Below are 25602 nucleotides of genomic sequence, written 5' to 3'. Positions count from 1 at the left end.
GTCGGAAAATTCAAAGCCGGTGGATACATCGCCGTCCTTGGCCCCGTAGAGTTCATCGACTACCAGTCTAAAGCTGCCCCGCCGTCTGACGGGGCTTTCCCGAAAAAACTGGCCAGCCAGTTTCGGAAGGATTTTTTCTGTGCAGGCGTGGGTTCCGTTTCCTTGCCGCTGCCGTCCTCGTCCGTATTCTTTTCATCCTCCTTCTGTTTGCGGATTTGCGCTGCAGCGACCTCCTTCCTTGTCCGTTCATCCTCCTGCTCCTTCTTCATCTGTTCGTAGTTGGCAGGCTTTTCAATGCCGAATTCCTCGTACAGGTAATCGTCCGACACCGGCAGGTTGAAGCTCGTTTTCAGCTGTGTGAGAATATTAGTCTTTGAAGTGGGGTCGATGTCCTTTTTCTCCGGGAAGCAGAACTCGCCGCCGGCCGTATTGATGCCGATGCGTGCGAATATGTCGGCCATGTCATAGTTGAGTACGTCCAGGACATACCTTTTGTCTGCCTGTGCCACCTTGTCCTCCACCTTCTTGTGTACGGTTCCAAGTGCCTGCGTGCCGTTTTCCGACGACTCCGTGGTCAGCGTATTGCCGAGCACGAGCTTTGAAATCTCGTTATTGCACCGTTCGCAAAGATGCTCGTACACGTCCGCAGAGCCTGTCTTGTTCCCGGCTTCCGTCAGCTTGAACTCCGTGTCCTTGGCGTGGAAGAACTGTGCGAGGCTTCCGGCATTGGCTGCATCCTCCATCGCCCTTTGCCTGGACTCCTCGTCGTCCGAGTCGTAGATATACTCCTGTATGGGCATGCCGAACACCTCGGAGAACTGCGACCAGTCACCCGTGGTGTTCCGCTTGTAGATGACCCACGGTGCCGCCTTGGCCAGCAGCCCCAGGTCGTCAGGACTGCCGACAAACAGCAAGTCCGTATAATTGTCCCAGGGAAGTCCTGTCATGTCCGTCTGGTGCCGGAGGATCAGCTTCTTTATGGGGTCAACGTGCTTGCGCGGGATAAGGTCGTAGTCCGCCCATTCACCTTCCTTGTAGAACTGGCAGAGCGTGAAGCCCCAGAACTTGGCGTCGATGATGTCCCCCACCAGCCTGTTGAACCACGGGGAGCGTATCTGTTCGTTCACCGCCTTGTCCGGTTTCCCGTTCCTCTGGAACTCTATTTCGGAGCACAGCACCGCATTCTTGCGCTTTTCCATCACGCAGGAAAGGTGCGTGTCCATGAGGATGTCCGAATACAGGTCGTACAGTTTGTAACGCCGTGAGAAATCCACGTTCTCGGCAGCCCGTATGGCTGCCATGTAGTCCGCTATGTCCAGTCCGAAACGTTTGGGCTGCGTGAGCACGATGACGTTCGGCCGTTTCTGTCCGGGTGCCATGAGGTTGCCTCCCACGGTGATAATCCCCCGTTTGTTTCTGTTCTTTCTCTTGTTCATAACTTTACCAATGGTTTACTCTTTTAGGATTGCTTTGTATGCGGAAAGAGGATTTGCCAGCCCGTTCCTCCTCCGGCAGCAGCGGTGCCCCCTCAATGGAGATTTCCTCGGCGGCCACCGCCTTCATCCATTCCACGGCTCGTTCATACCGGTCTTTCCGTATCTGTGAGAGCTTCTGCGGGTTGTGGATGCAGAAGATGTGGTAGACGGCAATGTCGATGACCATCATCAGCACGAGTTGGTTCCGGTTTGTTCCGGTGGCGGAAAAGATTTTGTCGCAGTCATAACGCTTGGATAAATAACAGCGCATTTCGGCGACGGCCCTGTCCTCGCACACTTCGATTACGGCCTCGTCCTCCCTTACAAGCGCGTCCAGGATGTCACGGTGGATGCTTGCGTCATAGTCTGTCAGTTCTACAAATTGGCTCATATACAAATGAAAAATTAAAAGTTAAAAATGAAGAATTAAAGAAACGTCAGAGCCTTCGGCGGTTACGGCTGCGGAGGTCTTTCCGGGTTTTGAACACCGGCGGCTCCGCCCTCCGCATAAGTTCGTCGATGATGCGGTTGCCGCCCTCGACGGCATCCGGGCCGTCTGCCGGATAGCGCAGGGATAGCGTGAACAGCTTGAACTGGTCTTCCAGCTCTTTCATGTGCGGGTTGTCCTTTTCCGCCTCGTTGAGGATGAGGTTGCCTTCCCTGTTGAGCGGTTCCAAGTTGGCCTCTATGCGCGTGGCCTTGTCGGTCTTTTTCTCCTCGTCGCCCCGGATGTGCAGCGCGATCTTGTGCTCTTTGCGGACTTTGGCCACCAGTGGCTTGAACACCTGCTGGAAGAACGGGTCTTGCAGCTTGTTGTTCTCCATGTAGCAATATACCGTAGACTTCCCGTTCACGAACTCCAGCAACTTGACATACCACCCGATGAACTCCGCGTTCAACGCCTGTGCGAGAAAAGTCTTTATGACGTAAAGCTTTCCTCCGAGCTTGCCGAGCAGGGAGACCGTCTTGAAAGACTTGCCCTTCTTGCCTTTGCTTTCGCCCGGCGCAGGGTCGCCGTATGCGACCAGGAACTTGAACTTCGACAAAGGAGGTACCTTGCCGTAGGTAATGTTCTCAAAAACCTCGCCGACGGAAACCGGGTTGTTGAAGTATTCCCCCTGCACCGCCTTGGTGGATATTTTGGCGAGCGTGCGGTCTATGTGCTCCTCCGAGTTCTTTTCCGGCCAGGTGGAATGCCCGTTCTTGTCGCGTATGTTCACGATGTCCCAATGGTCGGCCATGCTTCCGGCCCGTACCACGCAGCAGTCCTTGGCGATGATGTTTCCGCAGAATATGATAAGCGTCGACTCTGAGATGGAACGTGTCGGGTATAACGCGTTCTCCCACCAGTCCCAACGTTTCTGTATGATGTCAGGGTTCTTGGTATCCTCGTCCGTGTCGAAGTCATCCACGAGAAGTACGTCCGGACGGATGGCCTCATTGCGGGAACCGCGCGGCGACTGTCCTGCACCGAGTGCCCTGAAGGCCACGCCTCCCTTTGTGATGAACTCGTCCTCCGTCCACGAGCCGGGCGTCTCCTGTTTGCCATAGTAAGCCAGTATGCGCCCGTTCGCTTCCAGATTGGCACGGTAGGGCGCCAGCAGCCTGGCTGCGTTGTCCTTGCTGTTGGACGTCATGATGACGTTCTTTTTCCGACCTGTAAGCGTGGCGTACATGACAATGAACATTGTGACGGTAGACTTGGCCAGCTCACGGCTCCATGACAACACCTCAAACCATTCGTCATGGGCGAGGATGCGCTGTATGGCACGTTTCTGGAACCCTGCGAACTCATACTTGGCGTAGTTCGGGAAAAAGAACTTTATCCATTCCACCGGGTGACGTTCAAGGTAAAGACGATGTTTTTCCCTGTCCTGTGCGGACATGGACTTGTCAACGGGTGTAGCCCTTGCGATGTCCTCCTTGAACTTCTCCCAGTCCAGTAGCGCTATCTTATCAGCCTGTTTCATGTGTCCTACGGTTATAGTTTGTCCTTGATGTAAGCGTCTGCCAGCCTTGTCAGCTCCTTTGCCTTGTCAAGGTCGAGCGGGCGCAGCCATTCGACGAAGCCGGTAAGCACGCTGATAATGTCGGCAATGCCCGTTTCCTGCTCCATGTTCCGGATGGATGCCGACAGTTTGCCGAGTATGTCCGCTTCCTTGGAATTAGGGTAGCGCTCCCCTTCGGCGCGTGCCGAGATGGCCCTGTTGATCTCCGCCACCTGCCTGTACAGGTTGGCCACCTGCTCCTGCCTTGTAAGTGTGAGTCCGGCCTTCTGTTCTTCCCACTTCCCGGCGCGTACCCAATTCGATACTGTCACGCGCGACACTCCCACGCGGTCGGCTATTTCCTGCTGCGTGAGGTTCTCGCGCAGGTATAAGGTCTTTGCCCATTCCTTTTTCTGGGCGTTGGTCAAATCTGCTGCCATATTCCTGTCTTTCAGTTATGATTCATAGTGCAAAATTGCTACAAAAAGCCCGCTTTACGAAAAGCCGTCCGCATGATGAAGCCCTGTGCCGTTATCATAACGCCATAGTCCGGCATGATAAAAACGCGGTTTCCATACTCCGTTGATTTATTGCATTTTTGCACCATGAATCGCGGGCAAACCGCAGTAATGACAATAGTACAATGAGCAAGTTTTTCAACATACAGACGGACAGCGACGGCGTGGGCACCATCTTCCTCTATGGTGACATCGGCGACTATTATGACGTGCAGAGCGGGCGTGTCGCAAAGGAACTGATGGAGGCGAAAAAGGTGAACAGGCGCGTCAACGTGCGTATCAACAGCAACGGAGGCGAAGTATATTGCGGCATCGCCATCTACAACGCGCTGAAGAACAGCAAGGCGGACGTGCATATCTATGTGGACGGCATCGCGGCCAGCATGGCCAGCGTGATAGCCTTGTGCGGCAAGCCCGTGGAGATGAGCAAGTACGCACGGCTGATGCTTCACAGTGTCAGCGGCGGTTGCTATGGCAACAAGAAGGACATGCAGAAGTGCATCGAGGAGATAGAGAGCCTGGAAGACAGCCTGGGCGACATATACGCTTCGCGCCTCGGCATGACAAAGGAAGAGGTGAAGGCGGCCTATTTTGACGGTGAAGACCATTGGCTCACCGCGTCCGAAGCCCTGCGCCTCGGTTTCATAGACGGCATTTACGATGCGGAGCCTGTGCCGGAGGACAGCACCCCGGAACAGATTTACACTTTATTCAATAACCGGCTCGTCGAGCCACAAAAAGACAAGTACAAAATGAATCTTGAAGACATCAGGAAGCACCCCTCGTTCAAGGACTGCAAGAGCGAGGAAGAAGTGATTGCCCAGGCCCAGGCCTATGCGCAAGAAGCAGGTCGTGCCGGCAGTCTGGCAGAAGAGAACGCCTCCCTGAAGGCGAGAGTGCAGGAGTTTGAGGACAAGGCGGCAGCTGATGAGGAAGCGGCACGGAAAGCCCTGCTTGATGCGGCCGAGGCCGACGGGCGCATCAATGCCGAGACACGCCCCATGTACGAGAACATCCTGAAATCAAGCCCCGAAGAAGGCAAGAAGGTATTGGCCTCACTGGCCCCGAAGCGCAAGGTCATGGAGGACATCAAGGTGGAGCCGGGCGGAGAGAGCCCCTGGAACAAGCGTATGCGAGAAATCAAGGACAAACTTAACAAGTAAGAGACATGGCAATAGTAGTAAAAAACACCAATTACAGCGGTGAGGTACTGGAGCAGCTTCTGACGCTCGCCGCCACCGGCAACGAAATTGTCGAGAAAGGGCTGATTATGGTCATTCCCGGCGTGGAGAAGAAAATCAGCCTTCCCCGTCTGCGAAGCGGAAAGATGCTGCAGAAGCGCAAGGAGAACCCAGGCGTGGAGGACTCGAAGGGCAACTTCAACTACGACGAGAAGAGCCTTGACCCGAAAGACTTCATGGCATTCACGGTATTCAATCCCCGTGCCTTCGAGCAGATTTGGCGCAAATGGCAGCCCAAGGGTAACCTTGTGTTTGCCGAATTGCCCCCTGAAGCCCAGAACGCACTCCTGGCCGAGCTTGCCAAGCAGGTGCAGTTCGAGCTGGGCGACCATTACATCAACGGGGAGTACGGCGATGACGATGACCACCTGTTCAACGGCATCCTCACCCAGATGACCAAGGACACGGAACTCATCATCGTGGACAGCGAGGAAGAAACCATGCTGGGCAAACTGAAAGCTGTGCGAAGCGCCATACCCAAGGCCATCCGCAACAATCCGAACCTGCGCATCATCATGAGCGTTGACGATTTCGACAAGTACGATGACGAACTGACCGAGCGCGAGGCCAAGAATGCAAGCGAAACAGACGTGAACGCACGCCGTTACAAGGGAATTACCATCGAGACGTTGGCCGCATGGCCTGACGATCTGATTGTGGCCACTCTGTGCTCGCCCGATTCCGACGGCAACCTCTTCGCCGCCGTCAACCTGCAGGACGACGAGAACGTCATCCAGATAGACAAGATTTCAAACGCCAGCGAGCTGTATTTCTTCAAGATGCTGATGAAGGCGGACACCAACATCGCTTTCGGCGAGGAAATGGTGGTACTGGACAGCCGTGACACTCCCGTCTTCAAGCCGGCGGCCAAGACGATTTCGGCCGACCCGAATACGGTGACCATTCCGGCGGAGGGTGGAAGCAAGGATGTGACCATAACGGCCAGCGGTGAATATACCGTGGGAGCGGCCCCGTCCGGATTTGACGTTGAAGAAACGGAAACTGGCGTGACCATCTCGGCGGAAGCTAATGACACCGGAAGTGAAAAAAGCGGTACCCTGACCATTACGTTGAATTCTGACAGCGGCAAGACGGCCAAAGTGACCATTACGCAAGCCAAACAGGGGGAATAACGTATGGCACAGTTGAAACGTTTGGTATTGCACTGCACGGCCACTCCTGAAGGTCGCGAAGTGAGCGCGGCGGACATCCGCCACTGGCACACCGACCCGGTGAGCAAGGGTGGCCGCGGGTGGAAGCAGGTCGGCTACACCGACATAATACACCTGGACGGAAAGGTGGAACGCCTGGTGGACAACAACGAGGACGCACAGGTGGATCCCTGGGAGATTACCAACGGGGCAAAAGGGTACAACTCCACATCCCGGCACGTTGTGTACGTCGGCGGCGTTGCCGCTGACGGCAAGACCCCCAAGGACACCCGTACACCAGCGCAGAAGCAAGCGATGGAAGCCTATGTGAAAGACTTTCACCGGCGTTTCCCCTCCATCCCGGTTGTTGGGCACAATCAATTGGCCGCGAAAGCCTGTCCTTCGTTTGACGTACAGGCATGGCTGAAAGAAATAGGTATAAATCAATAAATGAATGACTAAAATGAAAAAGCTGATTTTGTTTTTTGCGCTGATACTTGGGTTAGTGTCAGCCGCATTTGCCCAGACGGGTGAAATTTCTACCGGCACGGACTATGACGGTATGATTGCTACGTTTGCCGGGTTTGTCGGTTGCGTGGTGTTGCTGACGGAAGGCATCAAGGCCCTGTTCCCGAAAATGGAAAGGTTGGTGACGCAGATAGTAAGCTGGATGGTCGGCCTGGCGGCAGCCATGCTGTTGTGGTGGCTGGACGCAGGATTTGTGGCCGATGTGGAATGGTATATTGCCCTGCTGTATGGTTTTGGTGCCTCGCTTGTGGCAAACGGAATCGCTGACACAGGACTGGTGCAATGGCTCATAGGTCTGATAACGAAGAAGGCCGGGGCAAAATCATAAACAGGACACCAAACAAGTAATCTCATGGAACTCAGTGAAATTCTCAATTTCGTACTGGGTGGCTCCCTTCTGGCGACCGTTGTTGGCATAGTGACGCTCCGCGCGACGGTGCGCAAGGCCAACGCGGAAGCCGAGAAGGCGAAGGCGGACGCCGAGACCGTGCGGATTGACAACGCTGAGCACGCCACCCGGATACTAGTGGACAACATAGTCGAACCGTTAAAAGACGAACTCAATGCGACGAGGAAAGACCTTCAGGCGACGAAACGCGAGATGGCACGCCTTCGCAAGGCCATTGACACTGCCAATTCTTGCAAGCATCATGACGATTGCCCTGTGCTTCGCGGGGTGCGCGAGCACCCGAAAGACAGCGCGGGAAACGGCACAGACGGAAACGGCGACGGGCCGGGCGGACAGCATGAGGAGCGAAGTCCGCCTGATACGGACGGAAACGGTACCGAAGTCGGAGGTGAGTCTGAGGATACCGGCTGACAGCCTTCTGAGGCTTCCTCCGCTGGCCTCATACAGCGGGAAGAGCGGACAGGCCAGCGTGTCGGTAAGCCGTGACAGGGACGTGATAACCGTGTACGCGAGCTGCGACAGCCTGCAGCTCCTGGTGGAATACTACGAGCGGACATCCTCCGTGTGGAAGGAACGCTACGAGGAGATGGCCGGCCTGTACGAAGAGGAAAGAAAACAGCGTTCGAACCCCGTTAAAATCTTTTTCTACGGTTTCGGGGCTGGAATACTGGCAGGGGTTTTAATCACAATATTCATCCAAAAACGAAAGAAAGATGGCAAGTAAGAAATTCATATACGGCATAGCCGTGGTAAAGTTCAACAGCAAGGAAATCGGCTACATCGAGAAAGGCAGCTGGGACTGGGGCGGCACTAAGCCGGAGAGTACGGACGTGGAAGCCGAGCAGGTACCTGACGCTCCGGTGCTGACACTGGCCAACAAGAACGCGACCATCGCGCCGACGTTCAACCTCATCCAGCTGGACTATGAGAACATCCAGGCCGTGCTTGGCGGCACGCTGGTGGGCAGCACGGGCAGCTACACCGGCTGGAAGGCCCCGACCGACCTCGTGGAGCTGCGCGGCCCGTGGGAAATCCAGTTCGTGAGCGGGCAGACGATGAAGATACCCAACGGCACCATCATGGCCAACCTGGGCGGCAAGCTGACGCTGACGGAGGTATCCAAGCTGGAATGCCAGCTGAAGGTGAACAAGCCCGAAGAGCCGGACACCGCTCCCTACGAAATCAACGACACGCCGTCAGAGTAACGTATGGACAAGTCAACGGAACGTCTGGTGCAAGCCGAGGGGACGGCCGCCCTGTTGGACAGGGGCGTGTCCGTCCCCTTGAAGGAACTGCGCATCCCGCTGGTTAAGAAGCCCCTGAAGCTGCGCGTGGTGATGCGCCGCCCCCGACTGGGCGGACTGATACGGCTGGCGAGAGTCTATCTGTCGCTGGGCGTGACGGCAGACGAGATGAAGAAGTTCACCAAGGACGAGGAGATGGCCTTCATCGCCGCGCACGGCAAGGCCGTGAGCCGGATGATCGCCTACACCCTGTGCCGCGGCTGGTGGAGCCGCCACCTGCTGGTGGGGCTGACCGCCTGGTGGGTGCGCCACTTCATGGAGCCGGCCTACATGGACGCGGCGATGCGCAACTTCGTGTTCCTGCTGGGCACCGACCCTTTTACGAGTATTATCAGATCAGCCGGGATGATGAACCCGATGAAGCTGAGACTGAGCCAAAAAAGGAAGGGGAGTTAAAGACGGTCTACGAGCCTTCCCATAGCCCCTTCGGCTTTGTCTGGCAGATAGCGAATGCCACAGGATGGAGCGTAGACTACATCCTGGAAGGCGTGAACTACCAGACCTTCATCATGATGCTTGCCGACGCGCCGCGTTATGTACGCAAAAAGAAAGAAGAGAAGAGCGCGGAGGACGAGGCGAAAGACATTGTAGGATTTTTCCAAAGCAACCTGAAGAAATAGAATGGCAACGAAACCGGTAGAAATAGAGATACTGATGCGCGACCGCCTGTCGGGAGGTCTTGACAAGGCAGGGCGCAAGGTGGACGAGCTGAAGGTGAAGACCGGCAGCGCGTCTGTTGAGATGGCACGCCTGGACAGGCAAGCCGAATCCGTCCGCGGCACCGTGTCGAAGATAGCCGGGGCGTTCGCCGTGAAGGAGCTGGTCAGCAACATCGTCAAGGTGCGTGGCGAGTTCCAGCAGCTGGAGGCCTCCTTCAATACCATGCTGGGCAGCGAGGAGAAAGCCGACGCACTGATGCAGCAGCTCATCCGAACGGCCGCCACGACCCCGTTCGACCTCCAAAGCGTTGCGGGCGGTGCGCGCCAGCTGCTTGCCTACGGCGAGAACGTGGAGAACGTCAACGAAGATCTCATCCGCCTGGGCAACATCGCCGCCGGGTTGAACCAGCCACTCAGCGACCTGATTTATCTCTACGGCACCACCATGACGCAGGGCCGCCTTTATACGGCGGACTACAACCAGTTCGTGGGCCGAGGCATCCCCCTCGGACGGGAACTGGCGAACGTACTCGGCGTGGCCGAGGGCAAGGTGCGCGAGATGGTGGAGGCCGGCAAGATCGGCTTCCCCGAAGTGCAGCAGGCCCTTCAGAACCTCACGAACGAGGGCGGCATGTTCTATAACCTCATGGAGGAGCAGAGCAAGACCATCACCGGGCGCATCAGCAACATCGAGGACAGTATCGGCATGATGATGAACGAGATCGGGCGGCAGTCCGAAGGCATCATCGGGAACTCGCTGGACGCGGTCGCCTACCTGGTCGACCATTACGAGCAGGTGGGCCGCGTGCTGCTCGGGCTGGTGGGCACATACGGCGCGTACAAGACCGCCGTCATGGCCGTCACCGCCATGCAGGCTCTCCAGACGGCCGGCGTGGGCGCACTGACCGTGGCAGAGACCCTGCACTACGGCTGGCTGGTCATTGTGGAGAAGGCGCAGAAGTTGCTCAACGCCACGATGCTTGCCAACCCCTACGTGCTGGTGGCTACGCTGGTTGCCGGCGTGGTGGCCGCGATGGTGTCTATGAAGACCGAGACCGAACGCCTGAAGGAAGCCGAGGAGGAATACCAGGCCGCCAAGCAGAAGACCATCGAGGCCGAGGAGGAACACCGCCGCAGGCTGGAGGAACTCTGCGGCGTGGCCGGTGACGAGAGCCTGGCCACCGACACCCGGCGCGAGGCGTTGAACAAGTTGGAACAGAAATACCCGGACATCTTCGCTAAATACGACACCGAGTATGAGAAGCTGAAGAACATCAAGCGCATCAAGGAGGAAATCGCCGAACTGGAAGCTGGACAGTCCATCACGCGGCCGCAGAACGAGCTGGCCAGCGTGAATGCACGCATCACCGCGCTGGAGGCCAAGAAAGCCACCGAACGCTGGGAGGACGCCAACGGTTCCGGGACGAGGATGCGCAAGGTGGGCGGCCTGACCGGTGACGAGGCCACCGAGCTGCAGAACCTGTACAACAAGCGGAAAGCGTTGTCCGAACAGGTGCGCAAGGAACGGGCCAACTCCTACTTCGAGAACCTGACCGGTATCAGCAACGACACGCTGGAGCAGCAGATAAGGCAGCGCGAGAACCTGCTGGCCCGGATGACCACCGAGCAGAAAAAATACGGGAACATCACCTACGGCAATGAGGCGTTGAGAGGCACATTCAGCCGTGACGAGCTCCAGTACCAACTCAACAAGCTGAATGCCGAGAAGAACCGACGAAACCTGAAACGCGACTCCAGCGCGGACTGGGGCGCACAGGCACGCAAGGAATACGAGCAGGCGTTGAAAGCCTACAACGACTACCTGGCCGACACCTCCAACAGCCTGACGCAGGAGGAGTACGAGAAGAAGGCCAAGGAACTGAAGGACGCGCTCAGCCTGGCCAAGAAGGAATACGACCGGTACAAGCCGGACGAGAACAAGGATGCCGAGAGCGAACGCAAGGCCGCCGACAAGGCCGAGCGGGAAGCAGAAAGGCGCAGGCAGGCAAAGGAAGAACTCGGGCGCGAGCTGGTCGAGCTGCAGCACAGCAACGACGAGGCGGAGACCGGGGCTATGGAAGAAGGCCTTGAAAAGAAACTGCGCCAGATAGACGACTACCAGGCCCGCGCCGACGAAATCGCCAAGATGGAAGCCAAGTGGAAGCGGCGGAACCGCGAGGCCGGCCTGGAAACCGGCACTGACGGGCTGACAGACGCGCAGCGCACCGCGCTCGGGGATGCCGGCGACCGCAACGCGGAAGCGAAGCGCAAGGCCGAACAGGCCGCCTACCAGTCCGAGTTCGAGGCCATGCAGGCAGACATCCTGCGCATCGCCGCCTACAACGGGGAGACGGAAAGGCTCCGCGAGGAACACTGGAAGAGCGAGCAGGAAGCCATCGACCGGATGAAGGAAGGCAGCGACAAGCGCCTCCGGCAGATACGCCTGGACTACGAGCGGGAACTGGCCGAGATAGAGGCCCAGGAGAAACGCCTGCGGGAAGCCCAGGGCGGCAGTCTGACCGCCGACCAGCGGAACGGCATCGTGCAGTCCTACGCCGAGGCACACGGGCGCATGGAGCAAGGCGTGCGCGGCGTGGAAAGCACGGAGGTGAGCCGCGGCAAGGAACGCTACGAAGCCCTGCTGGAGCAGTATCGGACGTTCGACCAGCAGCGGCGCGACATCGACGAGAAGTACCGGGAGGATATGGCCGTGTATGAATCCGAGCGCGCCCGGCTGTCCGGCGCGGGCGGCGACACGTCCGAGGTCGAGGCCTCCATCTCGGCGCGGACGGAAAAGTACAAGGAAGAGATAGCCTCCCTGGAAGAGGATATCCTGCGCGCCTCCGACTTCTACACCAAGCTGTTCGGCGACGTGTCGGAAAAAGGCTACAAAGTCCTTTCCGACTTCTACGCCCAGGCTCAGGAGACCCTGTCCGGCGCCAAGGTGGGTAACAGCGGCGTGAGCCTTTCCGTACCGGCCAAGGACGCGGACGGCAAGTTCGTGAAAAAGCAGGTTACCGTCACCGTGGCCGAGTTCGAGCGGATGCAGCGCCGTGTGAAGGAGATACAGAAAGAGCTCGAGAAAGGCAACCCCTTCAAGGCCTTCAAGACCTCCTGGGACGAGCTGATGAAGTCAGTCAAGAACGACGGCGACGTGTCCGGGGCGTTGAAGTCCATGAACGAGAAGGGGAAGGAGCTCACGTCCACGATACGCGGCTGGGGCGATTCCCTGGGCGCGGTGTTCGGCGACCGCTTCTCACAGTCCATCGGTGAGATGATGACTTTCGTTGACGGCATGATGGACATGGGCACCGGCATCGGGCAGATATTCTCCGGCGACATCGTGGGCGGTGTGACCGGCGTGCTGGGCGGCCTGTCCTCCATCGTATCCCTGTTTACCAGTTGGAAGGAGAAGATGGAGGAGATGAAGCGCGAGTGGTACATCGCCGAGATAGAGACCAACCGCGCCATCCGCGAGCGGAGCGAGGAATACGCTGCCAACCAGAGCCAGATCAGCGACATCATCAAGGACGTGGAGCTGCTGAACTGGCTGGTGGAGAAAGGCTATGCCAAGCCGGCCAGCGTGTCCGTATGGGAGGCGCAGTCCGAACAGCTCGCGCAATACCAGAAAGACCTGGCCGCCGAGGCCGCCGCCTACGACGAGCTGTGGGGCAAGCTGCAGGCCAGCGACGCGCATTGGGAATGGGGAAACTCCCTGAACGGCGGCTCCAAGACGCACAGCCTGCGCGGCATGAGCGCGGAGCAGATAGAGCTGTACTACAACCAGAACAAGCTCAGCGACGCGGCCCGCGACTATTACGAGGCATGGGTGGACAGCGGCAAGACGGTCGAGGAACTGAAACAGAACATCGAGGAGTGCTACGCCACGATGCAGGAGATGGTCATGGGCGTGTCGTTCGACAGCTTCCTTTCCAACGCCAGGGACGCGCTCCGCGAGATGCGCGGCGACGTGTCGAAACTCGGCGAGTTCACTGAGGACACCCTGTCGGAAGCCGTCCTCAACGCTTTCATGTACAAAGACCTCGCCAAGGTGCTCGAGCCGCTGTACGACGAACTTTCCGAAGCCTTCATCAACGGGACGGCTGACAAGGACTACCTCGCTGGGTGGCGCAGACGCTTCGAGGACGCCATGACGGCCGCCGGGGAACGGCTGGACGCGATGGCGGACGCGGCCGGTGTCGACCTGGACAGCGAGTCCGGCACGAGCCAGAGCGGCAAGTCCGGCAGTTTCAACGCCATGAGCCAGGAGCAGGGCACGAAACTGGAAGGCATGTTCACTTCCGGCCTGATGCACTGGTCGAGCATGGACGAGAAGATGAGCGACGTAAGCGAGCAGATGGGAGCGGCGGTTGACAGCCTGCGCCGAATTGAGGAAAACACCGGGAACAGTGCAAGGCACCTCGGAGAAATCAAGGAAGATATTAAAAAGATTATCAGGGACGGACTTAAAATGAAGTGACTATGGCAATGGACGCGATACTCGGAGGCAGGGTGTTGGTGAACGGCACGGACATCTGGGAGGCATACGGTGCTTTCCTGGTGGAGAAGAAACGGGGCGACCGTAACAACCTGAAGGCCATCATGGCCCCGGCGAAGACCAAGACCCACGTGGCGGTTGACATCCGGGAGGAGGACGGCGAGAAATACTCGTCCGTGCTGAAGGTGAGGAACCAGGCACGGGATGTGAAACTCTACTTTGCCCTGTACGCCGACACGCGGGATGCCTGGCTGTCGCAGTACAAGGCGTTCATCGCCTTCCTGAAACAGGGCGACGACGGGTGGCTGGACATCCGCTTCCCCGACCTCGACCTGACGCTGCACGTTTTTTATAAGGAAAGCAGCGACTACGACCCCCTGACCTACCTCTGGCAGGCCGGGAAACAGGCCAGCCGGTTCTACGTGACCTTTCGGGAACCGAAGCCGGCCATCTGAATGACATTAAAACACGGTTAGAACGGCATTATGATAACGATATACGGAAGCGACGGTACGGCCAAGACACAGGTGCCCTGCGACGACAACTCGACGCAGGCGAAGGAGCTGCAGGGTGACAACGTGCTCACCCTGTCGTTCACCCTGTACGAGCACGTGGCGCTGGAGGTGAACGACTATGCCGAATTCATGGGCGAGCGGTACTGGCTCATGGAGCGTTACAAGCCGGAGCAGGTGAGCGCGCAGGAGTGGAAGTACGACGTGAAGCTCTACGGCATCGAGAGCCTGCTGAAACGCTTCCTGGTACTGAACGACACGGACGGGGCGGACGAACCCGTGTTCACGCTGACCGCGCCGCCGAGGGGGCACGTGGCCCTCATCGTCAGGAGCATCAACAACGGCATGGACAACACCACCGACTGGAAGGTCGGCACAGTGGAAGGCACGGACAACATCGTCATCGACTACGAGGGCAAGTACTGCGACGAGGCCCTGAAGGAAGTGGCCGAGAAAGCCGGGAACCGGGCCGAATGGTGGTGTGAGGGCCAGACGGTGAACGTGTGCCGCTGCGAGCAGGGGGAGGAAGTGACGCTGGGCTACGGCAAGGGGCTGACAGGCCTGGAGTGCGACATGGCCGACAACGCCAAGTTCTACACCCGGCTGTACCCGATAGGCAGCAGCAAGAACATCGACCCGGAGAAATACGGGCACAGCCGCCTGCAGCTGCCCGGCGGCGTGAAGCACGTGGACGTGAACGTGGAGAAGTACGGCGTATGGCACCATTACGAAGCGGATGCCTTCTCCGACATCTACCCCAAGCGCACCGGCACGGTCAGCTCCGTGCGCAGCGAGGAGGTGACGGACGAGGACGGCAACCCGTTCAAGATATTCTACTTCAAGGACAACAGTCTGGGCTTCGACCCGAACAGCTACGAGATAGGCGGCAAGGTGAAGCGAGTGTCCTTCCAGGAGGGCAGCGAACTGGCCGGCTTGGGCGACGAGGAGGACGGCACCTACTATTTCGAGGCCAATTATAACAGCGACACCCACGAGTTCGAGCTGATAACGACATGGCCGTATGACGACGACACGCAGCTTCCGAACGACACGCTCTGCCCGAAGCCCGGCGACAAGTACATCCTGTGGAACATCCGCATGCCGGACGAATACTATCCGCTGGCCGAGCAGGAGTTCAAGGAAGCGGTGGACAAGTACAACGAAGAGCACGCCATCGACGTGAGCCGTTACAAGGCCCCGACCGACCACGTGTACATCGAGGAGAACGGCATCGACCTGTACGTGGGCCGCCGCGTGCGCCTGGAAAGCGACAAGTATTTCCCGGAAACCGGCTTCCGCACGAGCCGCATCACCAAGGTCACGCGCAAGGTGAACCTGCCCTCGCAGATGGACGTCGAGATATGCGACGCGACGAGCACCGGCGCGATGGAAACCATCAATGACAGCATCACAGACGCGAAGAGCTACGTGAAGACCGCCACGTCGGGGAGCTTCCCCGACCTGATACGCAGCTGGGACAACACCTATCCGACGGACAACAACGTGTTCTCGGCGCGCCGTACATTGAAGGAAGCCCTGAGCAGGCTGCGCGAGGACACGGCGCAGGAAAGAATCCATTTCCTGAAGGGAGCCGACTTCGGAAGCCACAAGGCCGGGGAGAGCGGCGCGGGAGTGGACGGGGACGGCAACGCCGAGTGGCTGACCGCCGTCATCCGGGAACTGCTGCGCTCGGTGCGTTTCGTGGACGGCATGACCGGCGAGGGCTGGCAGTTGTGGATGGACGCGCTGACGGGGCTGAGCAACCTGACCATTGACAAGGTGACCATCCGGCAGACACTGGTTGCCCTGGAACTGCTCATCCAGAAAGTGCGCAGCATCGGCGGCCAGTTCGTAGTCAGCGCGGCCAGCGGCAAGATAAAGACCGTCACGAAGGACGGCGACAACTACAGGATCACCTTCGAGCAGGAAAACGAATTCGTGGCGCACGATCTGATGCGCTGCGCGGAGTTCACCGGCGCATCCCTGCGCGGATATTGGGTGGAAGTGTCCGCCTCGGACGGGGAAGGCGTCACCGTGCCCGTGAGCGAGTTCGGCGGCGTGGAGCCCAAGGAGGGCGACGAGTGCGTGCTGATGGGTAACACCCAGAACCGGCTGCGCCAGAACCTCATCTCCATCGCGGCGACCGAGGATGGACAGCCGAGGGTGGACGTGCTGGACGGCGTGAGCGGCAAGAACTTCGACGGCTGCCTGCGGGTGCGCCTGGGCAACCTGGACGGCATCAGCGACAGCCGGTTCCCGGCTGACAACCAGCCGCACGGCAACGGCCTGTACGGCGACAACGTGTACCTGATGGGCACGTTCGTATTGACCACTGGCGAGGACATCCTGACGCGTTTCGAGATTACGGAGGGCAAGATTGAGGCCGCCGTGGAGGGGCTTCGCAAGGACTTCACGGAGGACAGGAGCTATCTGGACAACGCCTCGTTCGGCGACGGCATGAACAAGTGGGACACCGAAAACGAGGCCACCTTCTTCCTTTTGGGCAACAAATGGATATGGGCGAACGGTGCACCGCTGTCCGACAAGACGAACTATGCCTGCGTGAAGACCGACGACGGGCGCACCACCGTATATATACGCAACAAATACATCCTGCAGAAAAGCGGAAACTTCCGCTTCATCCCCGACTACACCGACGTGAACGACGAGGGGCAGAAGAAGCCGGAGGCCGTGTACCTGAGCTTCTTCTACCGTGTGGCCAAGGCCGGGCGGCTGACCATCCAGTTCGAGGGCCTGGACAAGACCGGGTTCGAGAACTTCAACGAGTTCAGCTACGACGGCGAGCTGGGCGTGACGGACGGCTACCAGGTGTTCAACCACTCCGGGCTGTGGAACGGCACAGGCGACTTCAAGCTGGCGTTCACGGGCGAGATATACCTGTACATGCTGGTGCTGAGCACGGACAGGGCCGAAGCCCTGGCCTACAAGTACAAGACCCTGTTCGAGCAGTCCGAGAAGCTGGTGAAGATAGCCGCGGCGAACTTCGACAAGGACGGGAACGTCATCGAGTCGTCAAGCATCATCACCACGGCGAAGTACAACGAGATGATGTCGCAGTATTTCGACGAAGACGGGCAACTAAAGAACAAGGCTGGCCTGGTAACAACTGCGATGGCCAACAAATTGTACGCTTTTGATGCCGACGGAAGAATAGTGTCCGTAATAGACCAGACCGCTTCCGATATCAGAATATCAGCTGCCAACATATCACTGGAGGGGCTTGTGACAGCGAACGGGAATTTCAAGATATTGGAGGATGGCAGCATAGAAACCAATAACGCCAAATTGAAAGGTTACTTGTACTCAGTATTCAAACCGGTGGAAATTTGCGATGCGACAAATCTGGGAAATAATGAAACGACCGGCAATAATGAATACAAACTGAACACAAACCTTTTCGTCGATGCGACATTCAGTGGGGTGGTGCTGCCGGTATCTGAGGAATATGAAGGTGCGCGTGTCTTGATTATGGATTCCTACTTTATCAAGACAAGAACGATACATTCTCCAACCACAGTCAGGACGGAAAACGGGAGCGCAATCATCAGCGGCTTATTTGCCCAGACACCCACTTCCATGGAGTTCCGTGCGGATGTGCTTACATTGGATGCCGGTGTCGTGGAGCTGATATTGAAGAACGACTATATAAGAGACGAAGCAACCGGCGAAGTTTCAAGTGGAGGTTTAGGATGGGTGCTTGTAAACAATACCTGCCAGAACCTTTATTGGGAATATGCCGGCAAGCGATACGCATACAGGTATAACTTAAGTCCATATTTATTAGAATGAAAATGAAATTGAACTTCAAGCAATTCACTATTCCTACGGGGATAAGCGGCAGGGAAAGCCGGACTGGCGATGCGAGGGAAAGTCTTGCAGACCTGATATATATGAATGTGAACGGCATCCGTGCCCATGCGCTGGCAATGAAGATATACAAGAGCCAGGGTGCTGAAGAATACGACCGTACCGAGGTTTCCCTGATAACAAGAATCGCGGACGAATATTGCACTCCGGCATTTATAGACGGCTTGCGTAAGCAGATAAAGGAAGGAGGCGGTGATGAAAGTGATATACAACCGGCTGATCCCGTTTAAGGGCTACAAATGCGTGAACCTTTTCGGCGTGCTGTTCGTGCGCGAGGGCTGCACGATGACTGCCACGGACTACAACCACGAGGCCATCCACACGACGCAGATGAAGGAACTGCTCTATGTGCCGTTCTACCTGCTGTACGTGCTGGAATGGCTGTGGCATTTGATACGCCTGCGCGATACGAGGGCAGCCTACCGGGCAATCAGTTTCGAGCGTGAGGCATACGCCCATGAGGGCGAGGCGGACTACCTGAAGACAAGAAAGAAGTTTAACCAATATAAAAAGGACTGACTATGGCCATATCACAGGAAGACATACAGCAGGTGCTCAACGCCATCAAGGCTGAGAGCCAGGGCGTGCAGGAGCTGGAAACGGTATCCTCGCTGAACGGGGTGAATTCCCTGCCGGGCGTGAAAGGGAACGAACTGGTAAACGTACCGATGACGCTGCTACAGAAACCCGCCACGGATGCGGCCGCTGCGGCCAATTCCGCCGCGCAGGCCGCCAATACGGCCGCCCAGACAGCCAATGCAGCGGCCAGTACGGCCACGGAAGCCAAGAACGCGGCCAATTCCGCAGCCGCCACCGCCAACGAGGCAGCCGGCAAGGCCCAGCAGGCCGCCACCCAATATGAATCGACGGCCAAGGCTGCCCTGAAGGGGGCGACCGCCCGGTTCAGCCGCATCGTGGAAAGCGGGGCGGTTGATACCGTATCCGGCGCAAACGTGACGGAGGTCGTCTATATAAAAAGCCTGAAGGTGTTTGCTGGCGTATATACGGACGGCAAATACTGCAACAACTGGGCAGGAGGCAACAACGGCCTGCCGGGAGCGGACATGTATCTTGACGATACGCGGTCTGCCATCCTGAAGGACAAGGTCTATATCTGCGGCGACACGCTGTATGCGTGGAGTGACGAGGACGGCGACCTGGTGAAGGCGGGCGGCGGAGGAAGCGGCAACGGCTTTTATAATGTGACGCAGCTCCATCCGCTTGGCTCCGGCTACTACACGAAGGAAACCGCCGTGGCCGCGTTGGCAGATGCCGACATCGCCGACGAGGACAAGCCCGGCATGGTGATCACTTTCGAGGCGTCCGCCGGCAAGTGGCTCGACTACCGCTTCGAGGGAACGGACGTGTCGTCCTTCCTGACGGCTTCGGCGTGGAACCGGTACGGCGGCGGTGATGCCATCAAGAAAATCCGGGTGACGAAAGGCACAACCACGGAAGACCTTGCCCCCGACGGGCAGGGTGTGGCGAACCTGGACATCCCGGTGGTGGAGGTAGACCAGTCGGTGAACGAGAACTCGACGAACCCGGTCAGCGGCAAGGGCGTGGCGGCCAAGATAAACGAGAAGGCCTCCACCTACGGCACCGCCCTGCAGCTCAATGAAATCGGCGAGGGCACGGACAAGGCCTATTCTCTCTCCCTGCTGAACGAGGCCGGGGAGGTCATCAGCACGAGCGACATGTTCACGGGCGGCGGTGGCGGCATGGTGGCCACGACGAAGGTCGTGCTGACGCGCGTCACCCCGAACAAGACCGTCAAGGCCGGCGACGAGGTGAAGCTGACCTACACCTACGACCAGACGGACACCGCGACCGGAGAGAGCACCGGCAATCCCGGACGGGCCACCGTCACCGTGACCCAGGGCGCGAATACCAGCACGCTGACGCAGACCATATCCGCAGGCAGCACGAACACGGTGGACGTGACGAAGTATATGGGTGTGGGCACCAATACCGTGAGGGTGCGTGTGGAGGTCGGCGAAGGCGCGGAGATGCAGGTGGCCCAGGTGACATGGAGCATCAACGTGGTGCAGCTGACCCTGAGCAGCTCTTTCAACATCGCCACGGCCATAACGAGAGGACAGACCGTCAGTATTCCCTACGCCCTGAGCGGTGCCGGCACGAAGACCCTGCGCTGCTATGTGGACGGCACGGACACCGAGGACAGGAGCATCACCAGCTCGACGGCCAACGGGTCTTTCAGCATAGCGACGACCAACCTGGCTCATGGCACGCACACGGTGCAGCTCGTGGTGGAGCTGGAGCTGACGGACGGCAGCACCATCAAGTCAAACAGCATCCTCTTCGCCGTGGGCGTCAGGGAAGCCGGGAACAACACCCCGTTGGTGTCCGCAAGGTTCGACTATTCCGACGGCACCGTCATAGAAAAAGGCGTCACCCCCTACATCCCGACAAGGCAGTACGACAGCTACACCCTGCAATACGCGGCCTACAACCCGGAGGAAACCCCGACACGGGCGGACGTGTATGTAGGGAGCACGCTGGCCTCGTCCGCCTCCGTGCCGTTCACGGCGCAGAGCCTGACGCTGCGCGCCTCCAACTATGGCGAGGAGCAGTGCCGGATTGTGGTGGGTGACACGACATACAACTACCGGCTCATATCGGAAAAGAGCGACCTGAACATCAGTGAGCCGACGGACGGCATGACGCTGAAACTGTCTGCCCAAGGGCGGAGCAACAACGACGTGAACAGGGAGGAATGGAGCTATAACGGCATCCAGACCGTGTTCGAGGGCTTCAAGTGGGGCGGCGACGGCTGGATGGCTGGCGCCTTGCGCCTGACCGACACGGCAAGGGCCACGGTACGTCACCGTCCGCTGGCGCAACCCGAGCAGAACGTGACTAACGCGATGGCCTTCATCGTAAAGTACAAGGTTAGCGAGGTTGTGGACGAAGATGCGGAGGTGATACGCTGTATGGATGCGGACGGCACCGGCTTCGTAATCACCACGCAGGAAGCGCGCATGGTGACGAGGGGCAAGAGCGAACTGTCAATGAAGATGGCGGCCGGGGAAGTGTACGAGGTGGCCTTCGTGAGCTTCCCCAAGAGCACTGACGGCTCGTCCGACTACGAGAAGCTGAACACGGAGATGGTGTACCTGTACATCAACGGCATCATGTCCGGAAGCGTACAGAGGGCGACGAGCGACAGCGTGTACCAGGCCACGCCTTCGTACATCGGGCTTGGCGCGGACGGCGCGACCACCGACGTGTACCTCATGCGTGCCTACGACACGTACCTGAGCGACTCGCAGGTGCTTGAGACCTACATGATAGACCAGGACAGCTCGGACGGCATGATGGCCTTGTACGACAGCAACGACGTGATCGACGACAGCGGCAACGTAACAGTCGACAGCGTGCCGGACGGCATGAGGTACATCATCATCACCGGACGGCAGGACAACGGCGTGCCCACGGTGCTGCAGGCGGCGGTGAACAACGACAAGGACCCGAAGTACGACGTGGACGAGATGCTGTGCGTGGTGAAGGGCAGCCAGGCGTTGAACTTCCGCTGCGTGGGCGGCTGCATCCGCCTGCAGGGCACAAGCTCGCTTGCCTATCCGATAAAGAACTACCGCATCTACTTCAAGAACGCCTCGAAGGTGGCCGGCGACCTGTACCTCGGCTGTGACGAGCAGGGCGTGGGCGGCGAGCTGCAGGAAGAGGCGAAATACTCCTTCCGCCCGGCAAGCGGCAGCCGGAAACAGGCCGCGCCGGTGGACTGCTTCTGCCTGAAGGCCGACTTCGCGGAAAGCTCATCATCGCACAACACGGGTATGGCCAAGCTGGTGCAGAACATATTGACACAGGCAGGGGAACTCACCCCGGCGCAGAAACACTGCGACAGCAGCTACCCGTATGACGTCCGCACGACGGTTGACGGCGAGCCGTGCTATCTGTTTTACCGTGGCAGCATTGACGAGACACCGCAGTTCCTTGGGAAGTTCAACTTCAACAACGACAAGAGCACGGAGGCCGTGTTCGGCTTCCTGGACATACCGGGCTACCACGACCAGGAATGGGTGACGGAGAAGTTCGGCGGACAGAACCCGACGGAATGCTGGGAATTCCTGAACAACGACTATCCGATGGGCATGTTCCTTGACGACGACTTCACGACGAAGGGGGATGACGGCACACCTAATTGGATGAAAGTGTTTGAGGCACGCTTCCCTGATGATGACGACATCAATGCCCAGTATGAGGCCGGCACGAAAATTCCAACCAATCTGCAAAGGGTTGTATCGTGGGTAAAGTCCACCCAAAACGATGGAGCGAAATTCAAAGCCGAACTGGCCGACTATTTTGATGTGGATTACCTTTGCGACTACTATATGTTTACGGACATTATGGGATGTGTTGACCAACGTGTGAAGAACATGATGATGGCGTTTTGGTATGACCCGGACAAGGACAAGACGCTTGCCTACATGATATTTTACGATTGCGATACAATCCTTGGTGTACGTAATGACGGACGTCTGAAGTATAATTGGGATGTGGACGAAAATACCACGGACCCCGAACTTAGTACGGACGAAAAGACCGTATATGCCTATGCAGGGCATGACAGTGTGCTGTGGAAGAACTTACGTGAGCAATTTCCTGATAAACTGGAAGCGGCATACAAGCGCATAAGGGAACGGATGTCGAACTCTACAATCTTCAATATGTTCGACACGGAGCAGTCGGCCAAGTTCTGCGAGCGCATATACAACTTGGATGCCCAGAACAAATATGTAGAGCCTAAGACGCTGGGCGTGGAAGTAAACCAAGACGGAAGTGTCACCAATGTGAAATATTCCTATCTGGAGGCCATGCAGGGAAACCGTAAGGCGCACCGCCATTGGTGGGTGACAAACAGAATGGGGCTTTTTGATGCACGGTACAGTGCTGGGCAATACACGGCCACGGACATCAGCTTCAAGGGTAACAGCGCGGCAGGAGCGACTGTGAGGGCAACCCCTGCGCGTGACTTCTATTTTGAGTTCAGGCGTGAGGGCGATACGATGACCCACGATGCAGTCGCAAAAAACACTGAATGGAGCTACACCTACGGACAAATGGCGAACATCGGTACAATCTTCCATCTATACGGTGGCGAATGGATGAAGAAATTGGACTTGGGTGACTGGGGAGGTTTCACTGACATGTCGTTGCCTAATCTGCCAGTATTGGAGGAACTTGTCCTTGGCAACAGCTCAAAGACCTATGCTCTGACCGAACTTGTATTGGGAACAAAGTTGCCAATGTTGCGGAAATTGGACGTGGTGAATTATACAAATTTGCCGAGCTTAGACCTTTCGGGCTGTAACCGTTTGGAAGAAGTGAACGCGTCGGGCTGTACGGCATTGAGCACAATCACCTTTGCCGAGGGAGCTGCGGTGAACAGGCTGCACCTTCCAGCGAACTTCCAGACGCTTATGTTGCGCTCGATGCAGTATATAAAGTGGAGTGCGATAACTTTTGACAACAAGCGGAACCTGACCGGCATTTGGATAGAGAACTGCGCCCTCATAGACGGGCTGTCTGTGTTCAAGGAACTATTCTCCCTTGGCGCCAGGCTGAAATATGTCCGCATCACCGGGCTGGAACTGGAAGGCGACGGCAGCGACCTGAAGGAGTGGTACGACGCCGGTCTGGGCGGCTTTGATGCGAGCGGCAACACCACGAACACGCGGTGCAAGCTGGTGGGCACGTACCGGCTGACCAAGTATCTGGACGAGTCGGAGTACCAGAAATACGTGGAACGATTCGACGAGTTGAACATACGGCAGCCGCAGTACACGATGATAGAGTTCGACGACACGGTGAGCGACGACGCCAACATCAGCAATCCCGACAACGAGACCGGTTACAAGTACGGCAACCAGTATGTCCCGAGCGCGCATGTAGCGGCCATATTGCGGCAGCGGCACCGGGTACTCGGCAAGCAGGCCGTAAAGGGAACCATGACAATCGCGCAACTTGACGATGCCGACAGCAACAAGTACGCCGACGGCACGGCGGCGAAGCTGGACGGTACGGAAGGTGACATATTCGTGTATGAGCCGCATTACTGGTACAAGGGCGTGAACGACTACCTGAACAACAAGAAATACGGCTGTTACAGCTCGCAGGACGGGATGCCGGACAGGCCGGAGTGCACGGTGCTGGACCACGACTGGCTGCTGGAACACCGTTTGGTGAAGTCCGGCACGAAGATATTGACGGGTGGCACGGATGTGGACGAATCGTATTCGGTGGACGGGAATTACGAAGCCATAACGGTTGACGTGTCAGGTTACAGGCGTGTGAGGTTCCCGTCAGTATTGGGCAGCAGCCTTGTGGGTGCGGTGTTCGCCGACGACGGCGGCCGGATAGTCAAGAGCGTGATAGTGGAGACGCTGAACGCCCGTTTTGTGGACGGTATGTACTTGATATGCGACATACCGGAAGGTGCGACGAAGCTGCATTTCTCCGTCAGGACGAGTTCCGACTTCGACTGCGTGGTGCTGAGCAACAGCGACAAGATAGAGGACATGGAGCCGGACTGGGTGGAGCACGAGGCGTGCCTGTGCGGGGCGTTGCAGGCCGTGGCGAAGGGGACGAAGTTGTACAGCGCCGTGACCGGGGAAACGAGCGTCGCGAACCTGACGCAGCCGGACATGGTCCGCTATGCAAACCAAAGGGGCTTGCAGCTGGTTGATTGGGAGATGCATAAGGACGTGGCCAACTTGTTCTACGCGAAGTACGGCCGCCGTGATGCGCAGGACCAGTGCGGATACGGGCAGAACACGAACGCGCGCATAATGGGCACGACGGCGATGCTTGGCATGGCGGACACTGTGAACCCGGAGCACAAGACGGAGTGGTGCTGGTATAAGGTACAGGATGAGTATGGCGGCGACAAGTACGTGCAGATAGCTTCGAGCAACTGTTTGGGTTATGAGAACTGGTTTGGCAACAAGGCGGAGTGGATGGACAAGGTGAGCCTTCCGAACAGCCCGTCAAGCGAGCAGTACAAGCTGTATATAGAAATGCCTGACGGCACGACGCGGAAGGTGAAAAGCACGACGACGAGCGGCTATATGACTGCCGTCGTCCACCAGAAGTGGATGGACATAGTAAGCGCTGCCGGTGCTGGAAGCTCCACTACATACTATTGCGACGAGTTCGTTCCGAGCGGTTCCACGGGCCGTGTGGTCTATCGGTCGAACAACAACGCGAATGCGAACGCCGGTGTCGGTCGTGCGAATTGCGGTAACGATTCGTCGAATACGAACGCGAACATCGGTTCTCGTCTCGGTAACAGTCCAAGGGAACTCCAGTCGGCGTACAGGGCCGGGCACGCGTGCCCAATCCGGTGCCGAGGGGGATGAGCCTCGCCAGCAGCGGCCTATGGCCGGA

19 protein-coding genes are annotated in these 25602 nt (G+C 57.8%); 15 read left to right on the top strand and 4 right to left on the bottom strand.

The window, feature by feature from the left end; translation table 11 throughout:
- Positions 1 to 59: 59 nt before the first annotated feature.
- The 4 genes from HMPREF9441_RS15630 to HMPREF9441_RS15615 are packed head-to-tail and all read right to left on the bottom strand — an operon-like array spanning position 60 to position 3903.
- Positions 60 to 1436, bottom strand: a complete 1377-nt coding sequence (locus HMPREF9441_RS15630) for a phage portal protein family protein (RefSeq protein WP_008622830.1) — start codon at positions 1434 to 1436, stop codon at positions 60 to 62.
- A 4-nt stretch (positions 1437 to 1440) separates the two neighbouring features.
- A complete protein-coding gene (locus tag HMPREF9441_RS15625; protein WP_008622829.1) occupies positions 1441 to 1866 on the bottom strand; it encodes a phage protein Gp36 family protein in 426 nt (141 codons plus the stop codon).
- A gap of 46 nt (positions 1867 to 1912) precedes the next feature.
- Positions 1913 to 3445: a hypothetical protein gene (locus HMPREF9441_RS15620; RefSeq protein WP_008622827.1), complete on the bottom strand. Its 1533-nt coding sequence runs from the start codon at positions 3443 to 3445 to the stop codon at positions 1913 to 1915.
- A gap of 11 nt (positions 3446 to 3456) precedes the next feature.
- Positions 3457 to 3903, bottom strand: a complete 447-nt coding sequence (locus HMPREF9441_RS15615; RefSeq protein ID WP_008622825.1) for a helix-turn-helix domain-containing protein — start codon at positions 3901 to 3903, stop codon at positions 3457 to 3459.
- 203 nt (positions 3904 to 4106) lie between these two features.
- Here HMPREF9441_RS15615 and HMPREF9441_RS15610 point away from each other — a divergent pair, with 203 nt between their 5' ends.
- The 15 genes from HMPREF9441_RS15610 (at position 4107) to HMPREF9441_RS15545 (ending at position 25574) form a co-directional block, all read left to right on the top strand.
- Positions 4107 to 5144 carry a head maturation protease, ClpP-related gene (locus HMPREF9441_RS15610; RefSeq protein WP_008622823.1) on the top strand — a complete coding sequence of 346 codons (1038 nt, stop codon included), beginning with the start codon at positions 4107 to 4109 and terminating at the stop codon, positions 5142 to 5144.
- A 5-nt stretch (positions 5145 to 5149) separates the two neighbouring features.
- Positions 5150 to 6355, top strand: a complete 1206-nt coding sequence (locus HMPREF9441_RS15605; RefSeq protein WP_008622822.1) for a BACON domain-containing protein — start codon at positions 5150 to 5152, stop codon at positions 6353 to 6355.
- A gap of 3 nt (positions 6356 to 6358) precedes the next feature.
- The gene (locus HMPREF9441_RS15600; protein ID WP_008622821.1) at positions 6359 to 6823 is read left to right on the top strand and encodes an N-acetylmuramoyl-L-alanine amidase; all 465 of its coding nucleotides are present in this window, start codon (positions 6359 to 6361) and stop codon (positions 6821 to 6823) included.
- A 13-nt stretch (positions 6824 to 6836) separates the two neighbouring features.
- Positions 6837 to 7229 (top strand): hypothetical protein, encoded by a 393-nt coding sequence (locus tag HMPREF9441_RS15595; RefSeq protein WP_039865503.1) that lies wholly within the window; start codon positions 6837 to 6839, stop codon positions 7227 to 7229.
- A gap of 24 nt (positions 7230 to 7253) precedes the next feature.
- Positions 7254 to 7721 carry a hypothetical protein gene (locus tag HMPREF9441_RS15590; RefSeq protein ID WP_008622819.1) on the top strand — a complete coding sequence of 156 codons (468 nt, stop codon included), beginning with the start codon at positions 7254 to 7256 and terminating at the stop codon, positions 7719 to 7721.
- The gene (locus HMPREF9441_RS15585; RefSeq protein ID WP_244949813.1) at positions 7648 to 8034 is read left to right on the top strand and encodes a hypothetical protein; all 387 of its coding nucleotides are present in this window, start codon (positions 7648 to 7650) and stop codon (positions 8032 to 8034) included. The genes HMPREF9441_RS15590 and HMPREF9441_RS15585 overlap by 74 nt, the downstream gene beginning before the upstream one ends.
- Positions 8024 to 8515: a hypothetical protein gene (locus tag HMPREF9441_RS15580; protein ID WP_008622817.1), complete on the top strand. Its 492-nt coding sequence runs from the start codon at positions 8024 to 8026 to the stop codon at positions 8513 to 8515. The genes HMPREF9441_RS15585 and HMPREF9441_RS15580 overlap by 11 nt, the downstream gene beginning before the upstream one ends.
- A 3-nt stretch (positions 8516 to 8518) precedes the next feature.
- Positions 8519 to 9010: a hypothetical protein gene (locus HMPREF9441_RS15575; RefSeq protein WP_008622816.1), complete on the top strand. Its 492-nt coding sequence runs from the start codon at positions 8519 to 8521 to the stop codon at positions 9008 to 9010.
- A gap of 92 nt (positions 9011 to 9102) precedes the next feature.
- The gene (locus HMPREF9441_RS19200) at positions 9103 to 9234 is read left to right on the top strand and encodes a hypothetical protein (protein ID WP_272869429.1); all 132 of its coding nucleotides are present in this window, start codon (positions 9103 to 9105) and stop codon (positions 9232 to 9234) included.
- Between the two features lies 1 nt (position 9235).
- Positions 9236 to 13753 carry a tape measure protein gene (locus HMPREF9441_RS15570; RefSeq protein ID WP_008622815.1) on the top strand — a complete coding sequence of 1506 codons (4518 nt, stop codon included), beginning with the start codon at positions 9236 to 9238 and terminating at the stop codon, positions 13751 to 13753.
- A gap of 8 nt (positions 13754 to 13761) precedes the next feature.
- Positions 13762 to 14226, top strand: a complete 465-nt coding sequence (locus HMPREF9441_RS15565) for a hypothetical protein (RefSeq protein WP_039865547.1) — start codon at positions 13762 to 13764, stop codon at positions 14224 to 14226.
- Positions 14227 to 14256: 30 nt separating this feature from the next.
- Entirely contained in the window at positions 14257 to 18093 is a 3837-nt protein-coding gene (locus tag HMPREF9441_RS15560) for a hypothetical protein (protein WP_008622813.1), read from the top strand.
- Complete coding sequence (locus tag HMPREF9441_RS15555) at positions 18090 to 18401, top strand: hypothetical protein (RefSeq protein ID WP_008622812.1); 312 nt, start codon at positions 18090 to 18092, stop codon at positions 18399 to 18401. The genes HMPREF9441_RS15560 and HMPREF9441_RS15555 overlap by 4 nt, the downstream gene beginning before the upstream one ends.
- Positions 18367 to 18690, top strand: a complete 324-nt coding sequence (locus HMPREF9441_RS15550; protein ID WP_039865498.1) for a hypothetical protein — start codon at positions 18367 to 18369, stop codon at positions 18688 to 18690. The genes HMPREF9441_RS15555 and HMPREF9441_RS15550 overlap by 35 nt, the downstream gene beginning before the upstream one ends.
- 2162 nt (positions 18691 to 20852) lie before the next feature.
- Complete coding sequence (locus HMPREF9441_RS15545) at positions 20853 to 25574, top strand: CotH kinase family protein (protein WP_407946637.1); 4722 nt, start codon at positions 20853 to 20855, stop codon at positions 25572 to 25574.
- The last annotated feature ends 28 nt before the right edge of the window (positions 25575 to 25602 follow it).

The organism is Paraprevotella clara YIT 11840 (assembly GCF_000233955.1).
In the GTDB taxonomy this organism is placed as follows: domain Bacteria; phylum Bacteroidota; class Bacteroidia; order Bacteroidales; family Bacteroidaceae; genus Paraprevotella; species Paraprevotella clara.
The sequence above is the reverse complement of the archived record's forward strand: the minus strand, read 5'-3'. Positions and strand labels throughout refer to the sequence as shown.

Excerpts from the sequence above, each read along its gene's own strand:
- HMPREF9441_RS15630 (WP_008622830.1), bottom strand. The coding sequence starts at position 1,436 with ATGAACAAGAGAAAGAACAGAAACAAACGGGGGATTATCACCGTGGGA.
- HMPREF9441_RS15625 (WP_008622829.1), bottom strand. The coding sequence starts at position 1,866 with ATGAGCCAATTTGTAGAACTGACAGACTATGACGCAAGCATCCACCGT.
- HMPREF9441_RS15620 (WP_008622827.1), bottom strand. The coding sequence starts at position 3,445 with ATGAAACAGGCTGATAAGATAGCGCTACTGGACTGGGAGAAGTTCAAG.
- HMPREF9441_RS15615 (WP_008622825.1), bottom strand. The coding sequence starts at position 3,903 with ATGGCAGCAGATTTGACCAACGCCCAGAAAAAGGAATGGGCAAAGACC.
- HMPREF9441_RS15610 (WP_008622823.1), top strand. The coding sequence starts at position 4,107 with ATGAGCAAGTTTTTCAACATACAGACGGACAGCGACGGCGTGGGCACC.
- HMPREF9441_RS15605 (WP_008622822.1), top strand. The coding sequence starts at position 5,150 with ATGGCAATAGTAGTAAAAAACACCAATTACAGCGGTGAGGTACTGGAG.
- HMPREF9441_RS15600 (WP_008622821.1), top strand. The coding sequence starts at position 6,359 with ATGGCACAGTTGAAACGTTTGGTATTGCACTGCACGGCCACTCCTGAA.
- HMPREF9441_RS15595 (WP_039865503.1), top strand. The coding sequence starts at position 6,837 with ATGAAAAAGCTGATTTTGTTTTTTGCGCTGATACTTGGGTTAGTGTCA.
- HMPREF9441_RS15590 (WP_008622819.1), top strand. The coding sequence starts at position 7,254 with ATGGAACTCAGTGAAATTCTCAATTTCGTACTGGGTGGCTCCCTTCTG.
- HMPREF9441_RS15585 (WP_244949813.1), top strand. The coding sequence starts at position 7,648 with ATGAGGAGCGAAGTCCGCCTGATACGGACGGAAACGGTACCGAAGTCG.
- HMPREF9441_RS15580 (WP_008622817.1), top strand. The coding sequence starts at position 8,024 with ATGGCAAGTAAGAAATTCATATACGGCATAGCCGTGGTAAAGTTCAAC.
- HMPREF9441_RS15575 (WP_008622816.1), top strand. The coding sequence starts at position 8,519 with ATGGACAAGTCAACGGAACGTCTGGTGCAAGCCGAGGGGACGGCCGCC.
- HMPREF9441_RS15570 (WP_008622815.1), top strand. The coding sequence starts at position 9,236 with ATGGCAACGAAACCGGTAGAAATAGAGATACTGATGCGCGACCGCCTG.
- HMPREF9441_RS15565 (WP_039865547.1), top strand. The coding sequence starts at position 13,762 with ATGGACGCGATACTCGGAGGCAGGGTGTTGGTGAACGGCACGGACATC.
- HMPREF9441_RS15560 (WP_008622813.1), top strand. The coding sequence starts at position 14,257 with ATGATAACGATATACGGAAGCGACGGTACGGCCAAGACACAGGTGCCC.
- HMPREF9441_RS15555 (WP_008622812.1), top strand. The coding sequence starts at position 18,090 with ATGAAAATGAAATTGAACTTCAAGCAATTCACTATTCCTACGGGGATA.
- HMPREF9441_RS15550 (WP_039865498.1), top strand. The coding sequence starts at position 18,367 with ATGAAAGTGATATACAACCGGCTGATCCCGTTTAAGGGCTACAAATGC.
- HMPREF9441_RS15545 (WP_407946637.1), top strand. The coding sequence starts at position 20,853 with ATGACGCTGAAACTGTCTGCCCAAGGGCGGAGCAACAACGACGTGAAC.